Here is a 19,885-nt window from a genome sequence, read left to right as displayed (position 1 = left end):
TCGCGTATTGCAACACAAACGATATTCTGCTAATACAGATGCTGATCTATGGGTGCTTGGACATCAATGCCCTCACCGTCAAAAGACCCTATATGCCTCTTCGTTGCGGAGATCAAGATCATTGGCTGACCTCAACTCGCTGTTCACAATGGAAGCCACAACTCGGGGCGCATCATTCTGGAGATAATGATTTGCTTGAGGTAACCGCCAGTACGTCGAAACGTGGTTCCTAGATTTCAGATATGTCGTCCAGACATAATCAGGAACACGAATCGGTGAAATTTGATCCTGTTCCCCCCAAATGATTGTGGTCGGCACATCGCTTTTATGCAACGTCTCAAGCCAGCCTACTTCGAATTGTGAACGCTGATTGAGATATTGAATGACATCGTGTTGAACATTGGCTCCGTCCTGATAATCAAAGATGGAAGCGAGTGACGCGATTTCGTCAGAAGACAAGGTTTTCGAATACGTCAACGTTGCAAGAGCTTGCGCCAAAATCGTGCCGTTGAGATTGGAGGACAGGGCCGGGCCGGACACCGGATCGAGTAGCTGTTTTTGAAGCTGCGTGAGTTGCGCCAGTGGCAGATAGACATTGCCATTGGTGATGAAATGATGAGTAATCTGATATGGACATTTACTGTATTTCTGATACAGTGCCAGCAAGGCAAAGCCCACGGTGTCTCCTTTATCATGAGTGAACAGGGCAAACTTATCGAGCTTTAACACTTCTCGAACGACGTGATCCACTAAACGTGCGTCATCGTGGATGGAGTATACATATCCGTCTCGAGGCTTCGAAGAAAACCCGTAACCAGGTGTATCAATCGCACAGACGTAATAATCCTGACTCAATTCCTCGAACAACTCCCGAAAGTCAAAACTGCTTGTGGGATAACCATGAATGAAGAGAATGGCAGGATTGTCTATGTTGCCTGCGCAAATTGTAAACACATCGAGAGACCCAAAACGAGCATTTTCAGGCACTGTAGAAGTCCAAGTAGTGTATTGCCCTCTATCGGCCCACTCCTTTGCTAAATTCGGTACGGTGGACATAGAAGTATAGTATTGTGAAGCATGGTTCAGACTGCTCATCATTGTACCTCCTCGTATAGTATTTTCAAAAGCCTTGTATAAGCTAATTTCCAGTCCCCGAGGGGACTAACGGCCACTCGAAGATTTACCAGTCACTTGCTCCTTGAACATCGAATCAGGGACTGGACTTTCCGGCGTGCTTCTGGACAATGAATCTTAGGGTTCATTCGGGGATATTCTTGCGCCTCCCGTAGCCTCGTCTACTCCTTAAGTCTGTTTCTCCGGTACGTGTCCGAACTTCTTACCCGCTGGCTGTTCCCTTCGGCAGCCCATGCCTGGCTTTAGCAGACCCAGGGCAGCTCATGGACCGAAGCGTGTTCTCATACGCGAGGGTGAGGTTGGGCGCGTGCACCGGAGGCATCCCGGAGCGTCCATTCCCTGAATCCCTAAAGGAAAGGAGGATTTTCCCTTGAAGCTTTTTGTCGGAATTGACGTGAGCTCCCAAGAGCTCGAAGCGTGTTTCATGAACTCGGACGGAGACAACTTCGAATCGTTCACCGTCCCCAATAACCTTCACGGCGCTTCTCACCTTCGCGACCGTATCGTTGTCGCAGCGGACAAGCTTGCCGTATCTGAGATTCACATCGGCCTTGAGGCTACTTCCGTCTACAGTTGGCACCCGGCCATGTATTTCCACCAGGACCCGGCACTTCGTGAGCGCAAGACCAAGGTGTTTACGCTGAACCCCAAGCTCATCTGCAAGTTCCGCGAAGCTTACGCCGACATGGACAAGACCGACCGTCTGGATGCCTGGGTCATTGCGGATCGCCTTCACTTCGGCCGCCTGACGACCACCCTCGTCATGCAGGAGCAGTATATCGCGCTCCAGCGCCTTACGCGCATGCGGTTCCACCTGGTACACAACCTCGCCCGGGAGAAGCAATGCTTCTTGCAGAACCTGTTCTACAAGTGCAATGCCTTCACCACCGAAGTGGACAGTTCAGTATTCGGCCACGCCCACATGGAAATGCTCTCGGAGAAGTTCAGCCTCGATGACATTGCCGAGATGAATGTTACCGACCTGGCTGACTATCTGCGGGACAAGGGGCGGAATCGCTTCCCCGACCCTGAACGTGTGGCTCGCTGCATCCAGCAAGCCGCCCGCGCCTCCTACCGGTTATCGAAGGTCGTGGAAGATTCCATTGACCTTGTGCTCGGCACGTCCATCGAGTCCATTCGCAGCATCCAGAAGCAACTCAAGGATCTGGACAAGGCCATTGAACGCATTCTGGACGGCATCCCGGGCGCGCACCCGGCATCGGCAAGGTCTACGCCGCCGGCCTGCTCGGGGAACTCGGCGACATCGAACGGTTCAAGGATCAGGCCGCCGTGGCCAAGTATGCCGGCCTTACATGGCGAAAGCATCAGTCCGGCGCCTTCGAAGCCACGACAGCACCACGCTTCGCGAGTGCTATTATGGTTGCGCTGCCAATGCCCGTGCCGCATCCTGTAATGAGCGCCACCTTCACCTCGAAGTTCATATCTTCATCCTCTCTCAAAAGATATTGTACACTTCATTCGTGTATCTGTATAATTGAACTTGTTGATAATAGAGTTCAATTAAGTTGAACACAGGATGGTGACCATGGACCTAAAATCACTGAAAACATTCCACAGGATTCTGAGCTCAGGGAGTTTTCACCGGGCGGCTGAGGAGATGAACTACGCCCAATCCACTGTCTCAATGCAGATACAGAGGCTGGAAGCAGAGGTAGGTGTGCAGTTGTTTGACAGGACTCAAAAATCCGTTGGTTTGACTGAGGCAGGCAGAGTGTTTTATGAACAGAGCATTGATATTATGAAACGGATCGACCAACTGAAGTTGACAATGATAGAGGTGGCCCAAGCGGAATCCGGAAGTGTACGCATTGGTGTCACGGAGCCGTCCGCGAGCTTTCGATTTCCAGCAATTCTTGGTAAATTCTTAAACACCCATCCCAAAGTGCATGTGAGCGTACATATCGCCAACACCCCCATACTTAACAACTTGCTACATACAGGGGAGATTGACATTGCACTTTGTTCCACTCCTGAAATGGGTACCAGTTTATTCTTTGAACCGTTATTCCAAGAAGGGTTTGTGGTATTACTGCCGGAGCATAATCCCCTCAGCGAACAATCCACCATTTCACCTGAGGATTTCGTCGGACAACGACTACTTATCACAGCCAAGAATTGCCCGTACCGCAAGAAACTTGAAGTGGTTGCCCAAGAGTGGAACATACCATTAAACACGCTAAACACACTCGAAATCACAAGTATGACAGCCCTAACGAGTTACGTTGAGCACGGAATTGGCATTGCGTTAGTTCCTAGGATAATGACTGAGTCACCGATACCAGGTGCAGTGGTACGCGAAATGGGATCGCACTCAATTAATATGACAACTGGCTTTCTATATCAAACTGATAAGCTTCCGATGCTTCCAGCGAGCCGTGCATTGTACCATTATCTAAAAAACGAATTATTGACAGAATACAGGTGAAAAGAAGCAAGTCCACTCTCCATTCTGTATATATCCACAACTACGCTAATCTTGTTCGTTCCAGATCAGAAATAATTTGTTTATTTGGTTCATCAGTTTTTCTGCGGATACTAAAAAACCGTTTCGCGGTAATTTCCGAGAAACGGTTCAGTAATCCAAAAAGACGATTATAGTGATTAATGCATCGGTTTTTCCCATTCACCTTTGATTACGATTCCTGTCTCTTTCGCCGCTGCTTCAAGATCATGGATTTCCTGTGCTGTCAGCGTGATTTCAGCGGCTTTTACAGCATCAGCAACTTGGGTGATTCTCGTAACACCGATAATCGGAACGGTTCCTTTCGCAATGGCCCAAGCGATTGCAACTTGTGCAGAAGCCGCATTGTGCTTAGTGCCGATTTCATTCATAACATGGATCAAGCCTCCCAGTTTCGCAAGCACGTCTTCATTAAACGCCTCTCCTCTTCTGGTGCCGCTTGGAAGAGGATTTTTCGCATTGTATTTGTCGGTTAATGCGCCTTGTTCCAACACCATATAGGAGAAAAACACAATGTTGTTTTCGTTGCAGTAATCAATAATTCCGGCTTCTTCGGACGAACGGTACAGTAAGCTGTAATGATTTTGTACAGCAGAGATTTTCAGCCCTTCTTCAGCCAGAATACTTTGCGCTAGTTTGATTTCCTCCAGATTGTGGTTGGAGACGCCTGCATATTTTACTTTTCCGCTTTTCATGAGCGGAATCAGCTCTGGGGTCCATGTTTTTACATCAAGAGGATTATGGATCCAATATAGATACGTATGGTCTGCGCCGAGCTGGCTCAGGCTACTGTTCAGGCGGTCTTCAACAGGCCCGCCAAGTTGCGGAGTGAATTTCGTTGAGAGCAACACATCGTCGCGGCCTTTTGCAAGCTCGCCCAGAATGATTTCGGAAGCCCCCATTCCGTACACAGTCGCAGTGTCCCATAAATGGAGTCCGGCTTCCATCGCCGAATCAAAAACCGGCTTTAAATCTTCCGCGGTAAGAGAATTCCCAAAAATAGCATCTCCGCCGCCTTGACCGGTCCCCCATGAAGCAACTTTAGCCCCCTTAGACCTTCTCTTTCAACCTCAGATGCTGTCTAAACTCCGACGGTGGGAGTCCGAATCTTTTCTTGAATACTTTGGAAAAGTGAGCGATATTTTCGAATCCGGTCGAAAAACAGACATCCGTAACAGATAGCGCCGATTCCGTTAACAGTTCCTTGGCTTTATCCAGCCTCCGATTGCGAACCCATTTGAGCGGGGGGGTGTTGTATATTGTTTGAAAATCCCTTTTGAACGTCGCCAGGCTTCGGCCGGACAAATAGGCCAGGTCGTTAAGGGAAACGGGATTCAAGAAGTTCTCCTCCATGATCTTTGCGATGCTGTCTCTGTCCTTGCTTACAGGTTGCCTCATTTGATGCAAAAAACGATCATTCGAATCTGCTATGTGAAACAGCAATTCGATCAGCTTCACACGCACCAGTCCTTCTTTGACTTCGTCAGGGTTTTCGAAATAGGGTTTTAACGACTCAATATAGCTTCCAATGCGGTCACTGATCGGAAAGACTGTTATCGGAACAACATCATTAGTGAGATAAATTGGTTTTAAACCGGCGAATTTGAGGAATTCATGTACTACCTTCTCGTTCAGGAAAAACATCATATAGTCGAGGATGTAATTGGAATCGGGTTCACCCGATTTCTCGTACTGGACTCCAATTGATTTATGAATAAACATCATTTCGTTGCTCCGCATCGTATATTCTTGATCACCGAAGCGAACTGTGTAGACACCCGATTTGACGATTAGCAGAAGATGATCCTGCAAAAAAAAGGTTCCTTTTATGCCTTGCGTGTAAAAACAAAATTCAATAACGGACATCCCATCCAGCTTCAAGCTCCCTTTTTTATTCGGAGACTTTACCAGTTCATGAGGCACCTTGACCATTTTGCTTGATCTCATAGTCATAGGCGTCTCCCCCTTACTTGTACCTGCGATTGCTCTAGCTTCCATTTCATTATCACCCATTCGGCTATGCCAGTCTGCGCTTACCTGTAGAATAATTAGAAACCGGACCTACACTTATATTTTAGTATAACTGGAAACCGGCGAGAATACTTTGCTGAAAAGCTCAAACGACTTGTTCATTTAGCTCCTACAACTCTATTTGAAAATATTCGCCTTTGCGATATACGGAGAACCGTACCATAAGTAACGGCGAAAAAAAGGAGTGTGCGGACACTCCCTTTGAGCTAATATTGTCTGTTATCAAATGTCTACTTCACATTAATCCATTAAGACGAATCACATAGACCACTTAATTTGCCGTCTTATTGACAAAATCAATCTCATTTCTGATCCCTTTATGGGCGTCATTCCACAGGCCCTTTGTCAGGCGAATGCGCAGCAGGCATGTGTTAGGGTCTTCGTCGTTATTGGCTTCGTAATACCACTCGGCGAATATGGTGCGCAGCTTTGTCATCATCTCCGCGTTTTTCTCGTCACATACCCAGCCCAGGTTTTCACCGATACCATCGGCCGTAAAGTTTTCGACGATGATACAAACGGCGACTTCGGGGTTTTGGGCGATCTGCTGCATCTTGCCTGTGGTCGCGTAAGTGACGGTGTAGAACGCGCCGTCCTCATAATAGGCGTCCACAATGCGGGCGGCGGGACGGCTTTTGCCATCGGCCCCTGGTTCCAGCGCGATGGTGGACAGAGAGATCAGGCCGTCCTTGTTACCCACTTGTTCTTGCAGCAGCTTCATGGCTTCGTCGTACTTGCTCATTATATTACCTCCTAAAGAGTCATAAGGCATACATGATTAAGCTTACCATTGTAAAATTTTAGTGCATGTGAAGAATAATACAATATTAAAACGCTATCATAATCCTCTGTTCGACTTAGGTATGGTTCAACTGATAGAGTCTTAAAATAGACAGCTTGGAGAACCCTAACAAAGGAAAGTTGTTTTTTGCGGAATTCCTTGCGGGGCATGGATTTGTATATATGTGTAAGCTAACAGGCAGGTTAGAAACCATAAAGTCTCTCTAACGTATAACCATTATTCAAATCTTCCCAATATGGCTCATTCGGAGGTGAACTTGACTGGAGCATTTTTATGACTTGGTTCAATTGGCATTCACGATCGCTCTCATCTCTTCCATAGTGATACTTCCATACACTTATTTTTCTTTACAAGAGATACACTGGGATCATGAAATTGCTGCAGCCGGTTCAACTTGGTTTGTGGCTGTCAGACTGTCGCAACAGAGCAGCATTCAGCGGTGGATAGTACGTACCGTCAGACGAAGAGAAGCGCCTGATGATGACGACAATGGTCCTTCCCTACATTGATATTCCATACTTTCAATTAGGGAGGACCACGATGAAAAAGATTTTTTTGCTCCAAAAATGGGCGAAGCCCATTCTCGTCATGTTGATTGGGGTTATTCCGATCATTGTGCTTAGCGGGTGTTCGACAGCATCCCAATCAATCTCGATTAATGCCGACTCACCAGGGATATTTAACCACTATTTTATTTATCCATTTTCGATCTTGATCAAATTCTTCGCGAATGCACTTCACGGAGATTACGGATTATCAATCGTGATGATGACTTTCATCATCAGACTCGCGATCATGCCGCTCATGATGATTCAAGCCAAGAAACAAATGGACATGAAAGAAAAGATGGCCGTCCTCCAGCCGGAGTTAACTGCACTTAAGGAGAAGTATAAGAACGACGTCAGTGCGGATGCAAAAAAACAACAGCAAGTCGAGATGATGCAGCTCTACCAGAAGCATCAATTTAATCCCTTAAACATGGGGTGTTTACCGATGCTTATCCAATGGCCGATCACCCTCGCATTTTACTATGCCATTCGTCGTACCCCAGAGATTGCAGCTCACGATTTTCTGTGGTTTAGCTTGGGGAAAACAGATATGATTTTGCCGCTTATTGCCGCTGCGGTGTATTACGTTCAATTCCGCGTGTCTCAATCCGTTTCAGCGCAGTATCAGCAAAATCAAAATAACCAAAATAACCAAATGGCTTTCATCGGATTGTTGTCACCGATCATGATGGGTGTGTTTTCTTTTATGATGCCCGCCGCGTTACCATTGTATTGGGCGGTTGGCGGTATATTCATTATCGTACAAACGATCATACTCAATAAAATGTACACGAAACCAAATATAGCGAGTAAAAACCTACCCACTGGTGTAGAAGATTTATAAGTTGAACCAGTCATAAAACAATACTAATAATGAGTAAAATGAAAGGGCCATTCCTGCAAAGGATGGCCCTTTAACTTGCCGTTACAGACAGCGCGGGGAGCCTTATCATAAGTAGCGGCAAGTTTAACAGTATTCGCCGTTTCGTTAGGCTTGGTCCGCAGCCAGGCGGCTGTTGGAGATGTGCCTTGGACGAAAAACGATTATTTCTGATATTCGGTTAGGATGTTGTCATGGCGGGGACGGCCGGGTAATAACTGTGAATAGAACTTTTGAATAGACTGCATTTGGAGCGGAAGCCAAGAGTGGGGAGGTACAGATTATGGCGGAATATACATTATCAAGAGTCAGCTCGGTACAGGCAATTATGGCTTACGGCGGCACACAGAGCGATGTCAGTTCCCTGGAGAAGCAGCGAGACCGGCTGATCATGGAGCTGGACAAGGTAAATGCGGCGCAGGACGGCGAGACGCAGAGTTCTTACCGCCGAGAGCAGCTGCAGAGACAAATCCGACTGTTAGAGGTCAAACTCGCGCAGAAAGTCGGGAGCAGCGCTTCCGTTGATTTTGTATCAGCTTCCCCGAAAGACCAGCCCCCGCTCTTGCGGAATGAGTGGAAGGGAGGCTTTAAGGGCATCGGTCTGGCTGATCCCCGGACGGCCACGGTGAACTCGGAGGGACATTTCAACGAGTTAATTTAGGCAACAGAGCGAAGGTGCGACAAGCGTCCAGTGATGAACTGGCCTTTTCGCACCTTCTTTTTTGAGCCATCAACCATCACGGTGAACCGTATCTTAAGTAGAGCGAAATCGCCGCTGCCCCCTCGTTCAGATGACGTTTAAGCCCTTTCCGTGTAAGTATTCCGTCATGCTGCCGAGCGGCATTTTCAATTTGAGCAAGTCGATGTGACTCCGTGACCAGCCGGCGTCGCGGTTATTCTCGCTGCGGGTCTGGTAGACGGAAGCCGAGGCTTAATCTCGGGCTGCTGGTCGGGTACGCCGACGGCGATACCAAAGAGCGGAACGACATACTCAGGCAGAGCAAGCATCTGGTCAAGCCGTCGAATGTCCTTGTTGACCGACCCCATAATGACGGCGCCAAGACCGAGTGATTCTGCGGCCAGAACGGCGTTCTGTGCGGCAAGCGATGCGTCGATGACAGCTGTCTGGTATACGGTGGAGCTCTCCAGCATCGTCCGCATGTCCCTCTGTTCTTGTTCATTGCCCATAACCGTGAATCGTTTCAGGTCTGCGCAGAAAATGAACAGATGTCCATTCTCTTCGATATACGGTGTCTTCGTGATCTCGCGCAGTTCACGCTTCAAGGCCGGATTGGTAAGGCCGATGATCGAGTAGGCTTGCATGAAACGGGAGGACGAAGCCATCTGCGCGGCAGGAACGATGGTTTCGATTTGGAACGGCGCCAGCTTCTCGTCCTTGAACTTGCGGATCGAGCGATGATTCATGATCGCTGTAAGAACTTCATTTGACGCGGATGCTATCACGCTCCCGTGTCTCAACCTATGGGAGCATTATATTATTCTTAGCAAGAAAGCGTTGAGGTCTTGATTCAGAGGAGGACTAATCGCCAATTTCAATAATGTTTCCCTCCGGGTCCGCAATGAAGAAGTTCCGCTGCCCCCATGGCTTGGTAGATAACTCTTCAATGATTCTCACATTCAGCGCTTTCAGCCGCTCGTATTCCTGATCCACCTCAGTCGTGGCAAAACGCATGTACATTTCCATGGTCAGGTTGATGCCGCTCGGTGGAACATAGGTCTCGCCTATGGACTCGGCAAAATGCTTGCGATCAAACATAAACAGTTGATCCCTGTCCTTCTTGAAAGTCGCAAACAGGCCGCCGTCCCAATCGGTTTCAAAGTTCAAAATGTCGCAGTAGAAGGCTACCATCTTTTCCATATTCCCCACAAATAGACCAACATCAATCACGCTGTGCATCCTCCCTTAGGTCTGTCAGCCGAAACGCTGATAGGCTTTGAGCGATTTGGCGAACATTTTTTTGATTTGCTTCATGTCTACACTCTGACCGATCCGCTCTGTCCGGGTGTAAAGCTTCTCCAATGCTTCCTGGTGATTCATACGCGGATTCATGGACAGCCATTCCTTGGGCACCCAGTTCTCCACTGTATCGAAAGCCACGGCTTTATTGTATGGATTGCCGTTCTTGTCCAGCATGTCTACATTGCCGGCAATGGTCACATCGAAGGTCATTTGCAGTTGGACTACTGCTGTATCCAAGGCGCTTTTGGCGGATTTGTCCTCATTATCGAGCATTTTGCGGTATTCGTGGGTGCCGATAGGACGATTCTCGCTCGTCAGCAGGTTCCAGAATTTCCGCTCATACGCTCCCAGCTTGCCGGATTGCCATCGTTCCTCCATGCTTGACTGCGGCCGAAAGGCGTCTATGAATATCGAATAAAACGGCTGAGCGATGAATCCCTTTTTCCCATTAAAAAAGGTGCCGTACGCCAGCTTCTTCTCCTCTGCTACCCGGTCTTTCCAGAGCCAGGGGTCGAGTTCAGGATCATTGGTCCACCATTGGCTCTCCGGTACAAAATCGTTAATGGTCGGGAACCCTTTCAGGGTCTTGTCCGGAGGAAACAGGAAACCAAGCTCCGTCACCCTCTCCACAAAATCGTGATACGTAACACGCGTCAATTCGCAGAAACCTCCTTTGAAAACGAATACATTCTATCATCTATGAATCATCATATACTAAATGATCTAAATTCAACATATAAAAAGTGGATCTGATGTAGCAAACTCAGCGGCACATTAGTATCCCAAATGAGATTAGCCAACAGGTATTCAGGGATGACTTTAATGATTTAGGACTATTCCAAATGTGCGGATTTCCGATCGCAATGGAGAACGCGATAATTGAATTGAAAAATTGCGCAACCCACATAACCGATTCAAATGATAACGATGGTGTTGCTGTTGCAATTGAGAGGTTTGTGGGTGCAATCAATTGCTGATAATGATTCAATTTGCAAAGAATAGAATCGTCTTTGCGGGCGAAACTATTTTCAAGTTCTTTGCTGTTAAGGCTGGATTGTACAATCGTTTTGGAAGCTTTGATGAAATTTGACAGCCTGTTCGACAAGCTGAGCGAAAAACGCAGCCCATCGGGCTGCGCTATTTCAATAAGCGGGCATTTTTGTAATGCCAATGTTCAAAGCACGGTCGGCCTAACCATAATTTCACTAACCAGAGTGTCATCAGGTTCATTTATGGCAAAAGTAATGGCTCTAGCAATACTGTAAGGAGAAATGCCCATATCCTTAATTTGACTGGCCATTGCCTGCACTTCCGGGCTCGTAATGCGATCGAGCAATTCGGTTGTAGTCAGCCCTGGAGCTATCACGGTAGACCGTATGTGCGAAGTCGGGGACTCTTCCAGGCGCAGCCCTTCCGAAATAGCTCTTACGGCGAACTTGGTAGCCGAGTAGACGGCTGACGCCGGAGCCACATGATAACCGGCTGTAGAAGATAAGCTGATGATATGGCCGGATTTCTGCTCCCGCATCGTTGGCAATACTGCTGCAATGCCATATAGAACGCCTTTGATATTCACATCGATCATTTGATCCCATTCTTCAACTCTTAGCTCAGACAGCTTGGAATTCGGCATGATGCCTGCATTGTTGATTAATACATCGATTCGGCCATGCGTATTCAAGGTGAATTTAGCCAAATTCTTCATGTCCTCAGCAGAAACAACATCCGCTTTTACTGAAAAAGCGTTACCGCCCCCCTGTCTGATTTCATCAACGATTGCTTGCAGACGTTCTTCTCTTCTGGCAGCCAATACGACCTTCGCGCCATTTTGAGCCAGCAGCTTCGCGGTTGCTTCTCCTATGCCGCTGGAGGCTCCTGTAATAATAACCACTTTGTTCTGAATATGTTCCATGAGTTACTGCTCCTTTGCTAACCATCAAATATATAACACGCGTTGAATATCGGACGTCCGTTGATTAAAATTATAGATAGTAGACCCGAATATTCAATGGTTAAGTGATGCGTATATGTTGGATATCCAACAGTACACCGGGAATTGTTGATGATCTTAAGGAGGTAACGAATGCAATGGAACATGCCGTAAAAACCGACCGCCGCATTCTCCGCACAAAGCAATCCATTACGAAGTCCTTTTTGGAGCTGTTCGAGGAAAAAGATTTCGAAGCCATTACGATTAACGATATTGCGGAACGCGCCAATGTTAACCGTGGTACCATTTATCTACACTACATGGACAAATATGATCTCTTGGACAAATGCATTGAAGAACGTATTAATGAACTAATTTCGCTGTGCAAGAGAGGGGATGCCGATGAAGTTAATCAAGAGCTCATACATGAGCCAAAACCGTTTTTTGATTATTTGCGAGACCACTTTCCGTTCTTTTCTTCCATGTTCTCGAATCAAAGGACTTTTGTATTCCGGGACCGGCTGCAGCAATTTATCTCCGTCAGTCTTATGGATAAATTGAATAAGCAGGGCAATAAGTCTGATGTCGAGAATGAGATCAATGCCCAATTCATGACGTCTGCTTTTATCGGGGTAGTCGAGTGGTGGGTTCGTAATCAAATGCCGCATTCCACGGATTTTATGGCCGATCAGGTTAGGAAATTATTTGAAAAAAATCAAAACTAGTTCTCTCCTAAGACGTAGCTGAACAAGTTTACACTTTGGGCTGGGCCCAGCTTGTTGTAGAGGTTTTGGGCTTCCGGACCAAAGCCGGTTAAATAAGCGTATTCAATTCCTTTTTGATGCAAGCGATGGAAGCACTTCCGGATAACAGCCTCTGCCAGGCCCTTTCTTCTATATTCCGTATGAGTGCAGACTTTTTCGATTTCGGCATAGTTATTCTTGTAATCGACAAAGGCAACACAGGAAGATAGATGCCGTCCCTCCTGATCCACAACCGACAGATCAAACCCGGGAGAAAAACACGGGCTTTCTCTGTTATACTCGTACTGCAGCAAATCCAGTTTGTTTAGCGCTTCTGTTCGAGTTCCGTTGCTCCAGGCATTTATTCCTAGCGTTGCCTTTCCTCGGAGGTCCGGGTTCGCCAGCATATCCTGAACCGAATACTCTTCACGGAGCACGATACCTTCCGCCGCTTTCTCCCTCAAATGATACTGTCCGGTTATGGCTGATACCCCTTTTTTTCGAAAACCTGCCTTCTCCAGCTCCTGCATCAACAGATGATGGTCTTCATGTGCATCCGTGCTTAACGCCCCGTTCCGGTCGTTCCAATTGGTTATCGCCCATTGAAGCATTTCGGAATAGAGGAACTCGTACCCTCTCCTTGCAAAAACATTGAAGTAACTATCGCCTTTCTCGGATATCACAAAGCCAATTAATTCGTCGAAGTTGTTAAGCCAGAGTTGTGCATTTTTCCTCATAAAGCTGGGAAAGTACTTTTCCTCGTTCCAGATCCCAAATTTCCAACCGCCTAATCGCCCTATTGTCCAAATGAACCGTTCTTGCCTTACCGCATAATCATCAACCAAAAACTGCCACAGACGATCGAAATCAAATTTTCTGTCATCAAATGCTCGATTCTGGATTTTCATAGCCTCAAGTTCCTTTCCTGGGCATTCAAACGCCAATGGGGCAGGTATGTTTCATGACCTCACTAGCGGTTATAGTTTAAAAATATAGACTCGGCATATGTGATTCAAGGCACAATATGAGTTTAATTAAACTTGCCCTAACAGACGGCTGGAGCTCTTGGGGATTAAGCAGTTCATTAAATTTCAGATCGAAAGGATTTACCGAGCTGATGACTAAGACCGAAATAATGACGAAAATTATAGATTAGGGGACTCCATGTTTGGGGGTCGATATGATTTCCTTCAATGATAATTTCTTTGTGAGCATGCACATGCACAGCTTGTGTCTCAATGATTGCAAAGTTAGGGGAATGATCAGGAATTCGAATATTTTTTACTATTGCTTCAATTTGTAGCGGGCATTCCATAATTCGTGTGGGTTTTACATCCTTAGACTCAACGGGAGTCAATCCACTTATAGCATATTTGTCTTTTTGATATGTACATCCATATTTTTGCTTGTTTTCAGGAACGGGATTTTTCCCTGTGTAAGGGGCGAGTTGTTCAACATTCTCCCAAAGAGATGGACCGGGAATATTAATTACACACTCAGGACGTTGTTCTAAATTTTCAATCGTTTTTCCCCCAAGACCAATCCCTAATACAATACAATCTCCTAATGCCCATGATGATGAAATAGGGCTTATATTTACTGTTCCATCTTCATTCAATGTATTCAGCAAAATTACAGGGGTCCCATAATATAGAATCTTAGGTTTAATCATTTCTGTGTTAGGGATCTGCTTCGTATTTGTCATTGTATTTCTCCTCCTATTTATTCATCCTCCCTAATTGTATAATTTAAATAGTTCAATTATCGTCGAAGTATGGATTACAAAATGGGGGTCAAAATGAAAGCAAACTCGAATATAGCAATGATTGCTTCTCTCGTGAGCGAAACTTCTCGCGCAGCAATATTAACTGTTTTACTAGACGGGAGGTTTCATGCAGCAAGTGAGCTAGCATATATGGTAAGAATCCAGCCTCAAACGGCAAGCTTCCATTTAGCCAAATTGGTCAATGCTAACGTAGTTGCTGTTGAGAAACAAGGGAGGCATCGATACTATGGGATTCAAAATCAAGAGGTTGCCCAGGTTATGGAATCATTATTATCAATCGCCCCACCAATTGAAATCAAGTCATTAAAACAATCTTCAGAGGATAAAGCGCTGCGTTACGCAAGAACTTGTTATGATCATCTCGCCGGGAGCTTAGGGGTGCAGTTAACAAATGCCATGCTTAGAGCGGGTATTCTGCGTGAAGAAAAGGAAGGGTTTACGGTTACTGAAAATGGGGAGAAGTTCTTTGCAAGCTTTCAAATTAACCTTGAAAAGGTTAGAAGGAAACGCCGCTCTTTTTCACACAAATGTCTGGATTGGAGTGAAAGACGCCACCATCTTGCTGGAGCATTAGGAAATGCCCTTCTGGAGAAGTTGTTAGAGCTAAATTGGGTGCAGCGTCTACCAAAGACACGAGCGATAAAAATTACTTCCGAGGGTGAAATAGGCCTTAAAGAAGTATTTTCATTGGATATTGAGGGCAAATCGCGCTGAACCGTATCACAAGCAGGGTAAAAAAATTGGCTTTTTAGATATTCCCAGGTAAATTTCTTATTAGGTTTAACTTCAAACCAGCTCAATCAGACGTGCCGACATGCCAATTTCTTAGCATCTCCTCGGCTTTTTGCGGGTCGTTCATGAGCAAAATCCGGTACTCCAGCATCTTATTGAGGGTGTCCAGCATCTGGTCATATTCTTGCTTCTTGCGTTCGATCTCCTCTTTCTTGCCTTGAATCCAATCGATAATCTGCAGGTTGGTCCGCGAATTCGTATCGTGGTCCTGCAGAGCTTCCTTAAGTTCAGCCAGCGAACAGCCGATGGACTGGAACTTCTTAATTAGCTTTAGCCGATCGATTGCCTCTTCCGAATAGTTGCGGTAATTGTTGCTTTCCCGCCGGACATGCCGGTTATCCAGCAAGCCTTCCTTTTCATAAAAGCGGATCGTATGGATCGTTAATCCCATCTTGTCCGCCAGTTCCTGAATTCTCATAATCATTTCTCCTTCAGATTGCTTGCCCTAGAGTTCACTTCATAGTTTATGCTTTAGCTATTCAAGCAGTCAATCACTGAAGGAGGAAATGAGTATGCATGTTTTGGTTACAGGAGCAACAGGGTATGTTGGTTCCGCAGTCGTCCGGGAATTGATCGGAGCGGGCCATACAGTGACGGGTCTTTGCCGCTCTGAAGAAAAGGCCGCAGGTATGAAGGAGGCAGGCGCCGAAGCGGTGTACGGTACGCTAAATGATCTCGATACGCTGCGCAGCGCCGCCGCTGCTGCGGACGGCGTGATTCATCTGGCGTTCACCAACGACTTCTCCGACTTTGAAGGTGCGTTGGCTCTGGATTTACAGGCCGTTCAGACCCTAGGAGCGGCGCTAGAAGGTTCCGGGAAGCCGTTCATTACTACGGCGCACGCAAATGGAACCGCTGTGGACCAGGCAGTGCTCGCAATGGCAGAGCGGAACATCCGGGCGTCCATCGTCTCGCTTGCACCGTCCGTGCATGGCGAAGGCGATAAGGGCTTTGTGCCGATGATGATCAACATCGCCCGGGCGAAGGGGTTCGCCGCCTACATCGGCGAAGGAACAAACCGCTGGCCGGCGGTTCACCGCCTGGATGCGGCGGTTCTGTACCGTCTGGCGCTGGAATCTGCACCGGCAGGCTCACGACTGCTTGGCGCCGGCGATGAAGGCATTCCGCTCAGCCAGATCGCCGAAGTCATCGGGCGACAGCTGAACGTGCCGGCGGTTAGCATAACATCTGAAGAAGCTGCCGCCCATTTTGGCTTTCTTGGCGCCATTGCCGCACTCGACATCACAAGCCTGTATGACACTGCGCAGGCGAGTCTGGCAACAAGGGAGCTTCTGGGCTGGACACCGGTGCAGCCCGGACTGATCGCCGATCTCGAAGAAGGACATTATTTTGCATAAAAAGAAGGGAGACCGACAGCACTGAAATGCTGGGCAGAGATTTCTAATGGGCATCCGCCCAAGCGCCCTTTCCGCGAATGCATATGATGATTATGCCTATTCATTGAAAGGAGCGATCACATATGGGATTTTTTCCAACGCCGGGAACAGGCGGAGGATTTCCGGGATTCCCGGGCGGACCTGGAGGACCTGGCGTGCCGGGAGGTCCAGGCGGATTTCCGGGGACTCCGGGAATCCCGGGGGGTGCACCGGGAGGCGTTCAACCGCCGACGGCTCCTCCACCGCAATTCGTACCGCAAATGCCGGTCACCGCATATGCTATCGACCCCGGCGCGATCAGACGCTGCCTGTTCCGCAACACATACGTTTGGCTGAACAACGGCGAGCAATTCTGGTTCTTCCCGGTATTCGTCGGGCGTAATTCTATTGCAGGGTTCAGATGGTTCGGTTTCTTCTGGGCGTACTTCGGTATTGATTTGAATCGGATTAGCTCGTTCACATGCTTCTAAGGCAGACGGCACAGTGAGCCGTATTACAGAGCCGTCTTACATGTAAGGCGAGCAGCTAGTGCCTGCAAAATAATTCAAGAGGATGTCTCAAAGCCTTAATGGCGGAGAGACATCCTCTTTTTTTCCTCCGATAGATTACCCCTCAGCTCCGTGCCATCGTATTCGAAAGTGTATCCGGAAAGTATTTCCCTGCAAAGCGCGAAAATTTGGAGAAGCCCGGAACGACCCTCTTTTTGTTCAGAGTGCGGCATTGAGGACGTTGGGCGGCTGAATGCTATCATGCTGGCGTTTTCTTATTTTTCCGCGCCGGCTTATGCAGACAATTGGCTGCGTATAAATTTCAAGGCAGAATTCGAAGCGGTCTGGAAGCTGATCGAGGCGGGGATTGAGGGCTAGTTGTAACGTATAGGCGGAATATGCAGCTCTTTGGTGAATTTTTCGGCGATTGGCCCGTTAAGCTGAACCGTATCACAAGTAGGGCAAGGTTTTTTTGATAGGATAATAGGTAAATAGTGAGAATAGGAGGGGGTTCAGTGGTATCCATTTTCAAGAACGACGCAGTCGAAAAAGAATATTATCTTTGCTATGAGAGAAGTTTAGCTATGTTTGAAACGGGTTTTACGTCACTTCATATCCCGACAACATTTGGAGAAACGCATGTACTTTGTTTTGGTGACAAGAATATGCAGCCGTTATTGCTTCTTCATGGAATGACAATGAGCAGTACGATGTGGTATCCCAATATGAAGCAATTGATTCAAGAACGCTGCGTATATGCTATTGATGTAATAGGCGATTTTGGTAAAAGCAAGCCTTTAATAGCTATAAAAAATAGAAAGGACGCGGGGCAGTGGGTTCTTGAGGTTGTGAATGCACTTCAATTCAACAAGGTGGATCTAGCAGGTCACTCAATGGGCGGATTCTTATCTTTGAATTTTGCCCTTACCTATCCGGAGCGATTGTCCAAGCTGATGCTTTATGCCCCTGCCGGGACTTTCCATAAAATAAGCTTGAAATTCTTCGCAAAGATTTATCCTGCATTATTGTTTCATACAGAGAAATGGATCGACAAAGCTTTTGGATGGTTCTCAGGCAAAGGAGAGTTATTACATCCTGTATTTCGCTCTCAGGTCATTGCAGGTTATCGGCATGCCAAGCCTCTTTTGCAGCTGATGCCCTCCGTATTTCCAAAAGAGGAATTCAGCAGCTTTCAGGTTCCTACGTTGCTCCTTATCGGAGACAAAGAGGTCATATACCCTGCCAAGAAGACGATAGCCAACGCGCAAAACATGATCCCCAATTTGGAGAGCCATTTAATCGCTGGAGCGAGCCATTCCTTAACAATGGAGCATGCGGACGTCGTGAACGAACTCACACTTCTTTTTCTGAAGAAGGAAGAACCTTATCATAAGTGACGGCGATCAGCAGCCTGTCCTGCGTATTACCCGACCCCATCGCGCCTCCTTTTCTGTCTTTCTTAATAATTTTACGTGAAACCGGATAAATTGGAAAAAGAGCTCCCGCTCCTCATACCCCGAAATTCATTCCAATTTCGAAAGCATAAGGGGGGAACTCCCGCTATGTCGCTCATTCGCATCATTTCTCTTGACGGGACGGGATTTGGGGAGTACTATAACGTGCCGGTTAACTCTACAAGGCAGTATCATTTATTAACTCCTCATATAGATTATTTACATCATTCAGCAGACCGGGTATCCAAGCTTCTGCTCCTGGGATTATATTTGTGCCGCCATATAAAAGCCAATGCAAAGTTTTAATCAGCCAACATAAACCACCAATTCGCACTTGCCAGTTCAAATGATCAATTTGTAAATTAGTTACCTCCATGTAAACTGAAATCATATCTTCTCTTGAGAGATTGCAGAAGATGTGTACTTCCTTAATTAAGCAATACAAGTCACCAAGATGCGGACTTAAATAAGCATTGGACCAATCAATCGGCATAATGCCATTTAGTTGAATCAAAAGGTTTTTTGCATGATAATCATGATGAACCAGTGAAGCAGGGACCATTTGATATAGCTGATCTAAATGACGAGGTAATACTCTCTTGACTTGCAGTAACACTCTGTTTGTGTCTAAATTATCCGAGCTCAATGTATCATCCAACAGTTGAAGAAATTCGTTCTTTGAAACTGAATATGCTTCAATGGACTTTCTTGACACCTTCTTTAAGTTGGCTGTTGCTCTCACTCTAAGTCTTGCTAATTCCCTCGAGGCCTCAAGAAAATACTCGGGTTCCGGTTGTTGTTCCAAATTTCTTATTCCGGCATCTTCCATGATCATCACTCCGCTGTCCTTCAGTTGAATAAACTCAAAGATGTGCGGAGCTTTGATTTGCAGTGGATTCACTAATTTTTGGTACACCTCAACCTCCCTTGCCATCTCACTTCCGCCCCATTTTATAATGCGTGATTCACCTGTTCTCAACTTTACTCTGTAAACTTCTGAAAGAGCCCATTTCCTTAAAAGTGACCATTCAGATACCTCATTCAATAAGGGGATCATCGTGCAATAAGCTGAAAAGCATATTGGAATCATATTTGCATCCTCCCATACATTTGTTATCGAGCATAGTTTTACATATATAGTCAAAAAAATATAGACTTATATTTCCTCGTTTGATATGATGTTGAAACGAGAATCGGTATTCTCCAATCTGTGGTTAAGAAAGTTAAAGACCCCTTGCGAAAGGGGTCTTTGTTGTGGTGCGCCCGGCATGGGCGATAACTCGGCGGTGAAAGTCCGCTACGGGCTTGGCAGTAGGAACTGTTAGCTGAAGGCAAGGGTGTCCGCCGCGAGGCGGAATCTGAAGGAAGCTGGAGGCAAACCCTCGGTCTGACGAACAGAAATCACATATAAGGCATGATGGGACGGACGAGCTTGCC

20 protein-coding genes and 3 pseudogenes are annotated in these 19,885 nt (G+C 46.7%); 10 read left to right on the top strand and 13 right to left on the bottom strand.

Translation table 11 applies throughout. The features are described 5' to 3' along the window. Window positions 1–78: 78 nt before the first annotated feature. On the bottom strand, window positions 79–1,098 hold the full coding sequence (locus PSTEL_RS21055) for an alpha/beta fold hydrolase (protein WP_084065235.1): 1,020 nt from the start codon (window positions 1,096–1,098) through the stop codon (window positions 79–81). A 406-nt stretch (window positions 1,099–1,504) separates the two neighbouring features. On the opposite strand from PSTEL_RS21055, the pseudogene PSTEL_RS29000 reads away from it, so the two are divergent. Then, window positions 1,505–2,481 (top strand): annotated as a pseudogene (locus PSTEL_RS29000) (IS110 family RNA-guided transposase); the annotation flags it as partial. Here the strand turns inward: PSTEL_RS29000 and PSTEL_RS28625 are convergent. Further along, a pseudogene (locus PSTEL_RS28625) lies at window positions 2,478–2,576 on the bottom strand (3-ketoacyl-ACP reductase); the annotation flags it as partial. The pseudogenes PSTEL_RS29000 and PSTEL_RS28625 sit on opposite strands and share 4 nt — an antisense overlap. A 95-nt stretch (window positions 2,577–2,671) precedes the next feature. Here PSTEL_RS28625 and PSTEL_RS21045 point away from each other — a divergent pair. Then, window positions 2,672–3,580, top strand: coding sequence for a LysR family transcriptional regulator (locus PSTEL_RS21045; protein ID WP_342666522.1), 909 nt, complete (start codon window positions 2,672–2,674; stop codon window positions 3,578–3,580). Between the two features lie 176 nt (window positions 3,581–3,756). Here PSTEL_RS21045 and PSTEL_RS21040 read toward each other — a convergent pair. The 3 genes and pseudogenes from PSTEL_RS21040 to PSTEL_RS21030 form a co-directional block, all read right to left on the bottom strand. Then, window positions 3,757–4,632 (bottom strand): annotated as a pseudogene (locus PSTEL_RS21040) (aldo/keto reductase); the annotation flags it as partial. Window positions 4,633–4,666: 34 nt separating this feature from the next. After that, window positions 4,667–5,614, bottom strand: a complete 948-nt coding sequence (locus PSTEL_RS21035) for a helix-turn-helix domain-containing protein (RefSeq protein WP_052098764.1) — start codon at window positions 5,612–5,614, stop codon at window positions 4,667–4,669. Between the two features lie 304 nt (window positions 5,615–5,918). Further along, window positions 5,919–6,389 carry a pyridoxamine 5'-phosphate oxidase family protein gene (locus tag PSTEL_RS21030; RefSeq protein ID WP_038698377.1) on the bottom strand — a complete coding sequence of 157 codons (471 nt, stop codon included), beginning with the start codon at window positions 6,387–6,389 and terminating at the stop codon, window positions 5,919–5,921. A gap of 600 nt (window positions 6,390–6,989) precedes the next feature. Here PSTEL_RS21030 and yidC point away from each other — a divergent pair. Both yidC and PSTEL_RS21020 read left to right on the top strand, forming a co-directional pair. Then, window positions 6,990–7,841 (top strand): membrane protein insertase YidC, encoded by an 852-nt coding sequence (gene yidC / locus PSTEL_RS21025; RefSeq protein WP_052099312.1) that lies wholly within the window; start codon window positions 6,990–6,992, stop codon window positions 7,839–7,841. A 319-nt stretch (window positions 7,842–8,160) separates the two neighbouring features. Continuing rightward, the gene (locus tag PSTEL_RS21020; protein WP_038698375.1) at window positions 8,161–8,538 is read left to right on the top strand and encodes a hypothetical protein; all 378 of its coding nucleotides are present in this window, start codon (window positions 8,161–8,163) and stop codon (window positions 8,536–8,538) included. 185 nt (window positions 8,539–8,723) lie between these two features. Here PSTEL_RS21020 and PSTEL_RS21015 read toward each other — a convergent pair whose 3' ends face one another. The 3 genes from PSTEL_RS21015 to PSTEL_RS21005 all read right to left on the bottom strand — a co-directional run bounded on the left by PSTEL_RS21015 (window position 8,724) and on the right by PSTEL_RS21005 (window position 10,515). Next, a complete protein-coding gene (locus tag PSTEL_RS21015; protein WP_052098763.1) occupies window positions 8,724–9,302 on the bottom strand; it encodes a nitroreductase family protein in 579 nt (192 codons plus the stop codon). A gap of 115 nt (window positions 9,303–9,417) precedes the next feature. Continuing rightward, window positions 9,418–9,786 carry a VOC family protein gene (locus PSTEL_RS21010; RefSeq protein ID WP_218917561.1) on the bottom strand — a complete coding sequence of 123 codons (369 nt, stop codon included), beginning with the start codon at window positions 9,784–9,786 and terminating at the stop codon, window positions 9,418–9,420. A gap of 24 nt (window positions 9,787–9,810) precedes the next feature. Beyond that, on the bottom strand, window positions 9,811–10,515 hold the full coding sequence (locus PSTEL_RS21005; protein ID WP_038698371.1) for an AlkZ-related protein: 705 nt from the start codon (window positions 10,513–10,515) through the stop codon (window positions 9,811–9,813). A gap of 116 nt (window positions 10,516–10,631) precedes the next feature. Here PSTEL_RS21005 and PSTEL_RS28760 point away from each other — a divergent pair, with 116 nt between their 5' ends. Next, window positions 10,632–10,835, top strand: a complete 204-nt coding sequence (locus PSTEL_RS28760) for an HAD family hydrolase (RefSeq protein WP_342666583.1) — start codon at window positions 10,632–10,634, stop codon at window positions 10,833–10,835. A 197-nt stretch (window positions 10,836–11,032) separates the two neighbouring features. On the opposite strand, the gene PSTEL_RS21000 is transcribed toward PSTEL_RS28760, so the two are convergent. Then, a complete protein-coding gene (locus tag PSTEL_RS21000; RefSeq protein WP_038698369.1) occupies window positions 11,033–11,770 on the bottom strand; it encodes an SDR family oxidoreductase in 738 nt (245 codons plus the stop codon). 176 nt (window positions 11,771–11,946) lie between these two features. On the opposite strand from PSTEL_RS21000, the gene PSTEL_RS20995 reads away from it, so the two are divergent. Continuing rightward, window positions 11,947–12,513: a TetR/AcrR family transcriptional regulator gene (locus tag PSTEL_RS20995; RefSeq protein WP_038698367.1), complete on the top strand. Its 567-nt coding sequence runs from the start codon at window positions 11,947–11,949 to the stop codon at window positions 12,511–12,513. On the opposite strand, the gene PSTEL_RS20990 is transcribed toward PSTEL_RS20995, so the two are convergent. Then, on the bottom strand, window positions 12,510–13,439 hold the full coding sequence (locus tag PSTEL_RS20990) for a GNAT family N-acetyltransferase (protein WP_038698365.1): 930 nt from the start codon (window positions 13,437–13,439) through the stop codon (window positions 12,510–12,512). The genes PSTEL_RS20995 and PSTEL_RS20990 overlap by 4 nt on opposite strands. Before the next feature lie 176 nt (window positions 13,440–13,615). Continuing rightward, window positions 13,616–14,236, bottom strand: coding sequence for a flavin reductase family protein (locus PSTEL_RS20985; RefSeq protein WP_038698363.1), 621 nt, complete (start codon window positions 14,234–14,236; stop codon window positions 13,616–13,618). 93 nt (window positions 14,237–14,329) lie between these two features. On the opposite strand from PSTEL_RS20985, the gene PSTEL_RS20980 reads away from it, so the two are divergent. Continuing rightward, the gene (locus PSTEL_RS20980) at window positions 14,330–15,031 is read left to right on the top strand and encodes an ArsR/SmtB family transcription factor (protein WP_038698360.1); all 702 of its coding nucleotides are present in this window, start codon (window positions 14,330–14,332) and stop codon (window positions 15,029–15,031) included. Window positions 15,032–15,113: 82 nt separating this feature from the next. On the opposite strand, the gene PSTEL_RS20975 is transcribed toward PSTEL_RS20980, so the two are convergent. Then, on the bottom strand, window positions 15,114–15,527 hold the full coding sequence (locus PSTEL_RS20975) for a MerR family transcriptional regulator (protein WP_038698358.1): 414 nt from the start codon (window positions 15,525–15,527) through the stop codon (window positions 15,114–15,116). A gap of 94 nt (window positions 15,528–15,621) precedes the next feature. Here PSTEL_RS20975 and PSTEL_RS20970 point away from each other — a divergent pair, with 94 nt between their 5' ends. From PSTEL_RS20970 to PSTEL_RS20960, 3 genes are all read left to right on the top strand, one after another. Further along, window positions 15,622–16,467, top strand: coding sequence for an SDR family oxidoreductase (locus PSTEL_RS20970; protein WP_038698356.1), 846 nt, complete (start codon window positions 15,622–15,624; stop codon window positions 16,465–16,467). 122 nt (window positions 16,468–16,589) lie between these two features. Then, on the top strand, window positions 16,590–16,976 hold the full coding sequence (locus PSTEL_RS20965) for a hypothetical protein (RefSeq protein WP_038698354.1): 387 nt from the start codon (window positions 16,590–16,592) through the stop codon (window positions 16,974–16,976). Between the two features lie 533 nt (window positions 16,977–17,509). Then, a complete protein-coding gene (locus PSTEL_RS20960; RefSeq protein ID WP_038698352.1) occupies window positions 17,510–18,391 on the top strand; it encodes an alpha/beta fold hydrolase in 882 nt (293 codons plus the stop codon). Window positions 18,392–18,626: 235 nt separating this feature from the next. On the opposite strand, the gene PSTEL_RS20955 is transcribed toward PSTEL_RS20960, so the two are convergent. Next, complete coding sequence (locus PSTEL_RS20955) at window positions 18,627–19,538, bottom strand: phosphotransferase family protein (RefSeq protein WP_038698350.1); 912 nt, start codon at window positions 19,536–19,538, stop codon at window positions 18,627–18,629. Between the last annotated feature and the right edge of the window lie 347 nt (window positions 19,539–19,885).

Source organism: Paenibacillus stellifer (assembly GCF_000758685.1).
Taxonomy (GTDB): Bacteria; Bacillota; Bacilli; order Paenibacillales; family Paenibacillaceae; genus Paenibacillus_AQ; species Paenibacillus_AQ stellifer.
Note: the sequence above shows the minus strand (reverse complement) of the source record. Positions and strands in the feature narration are given on the sequence as shown.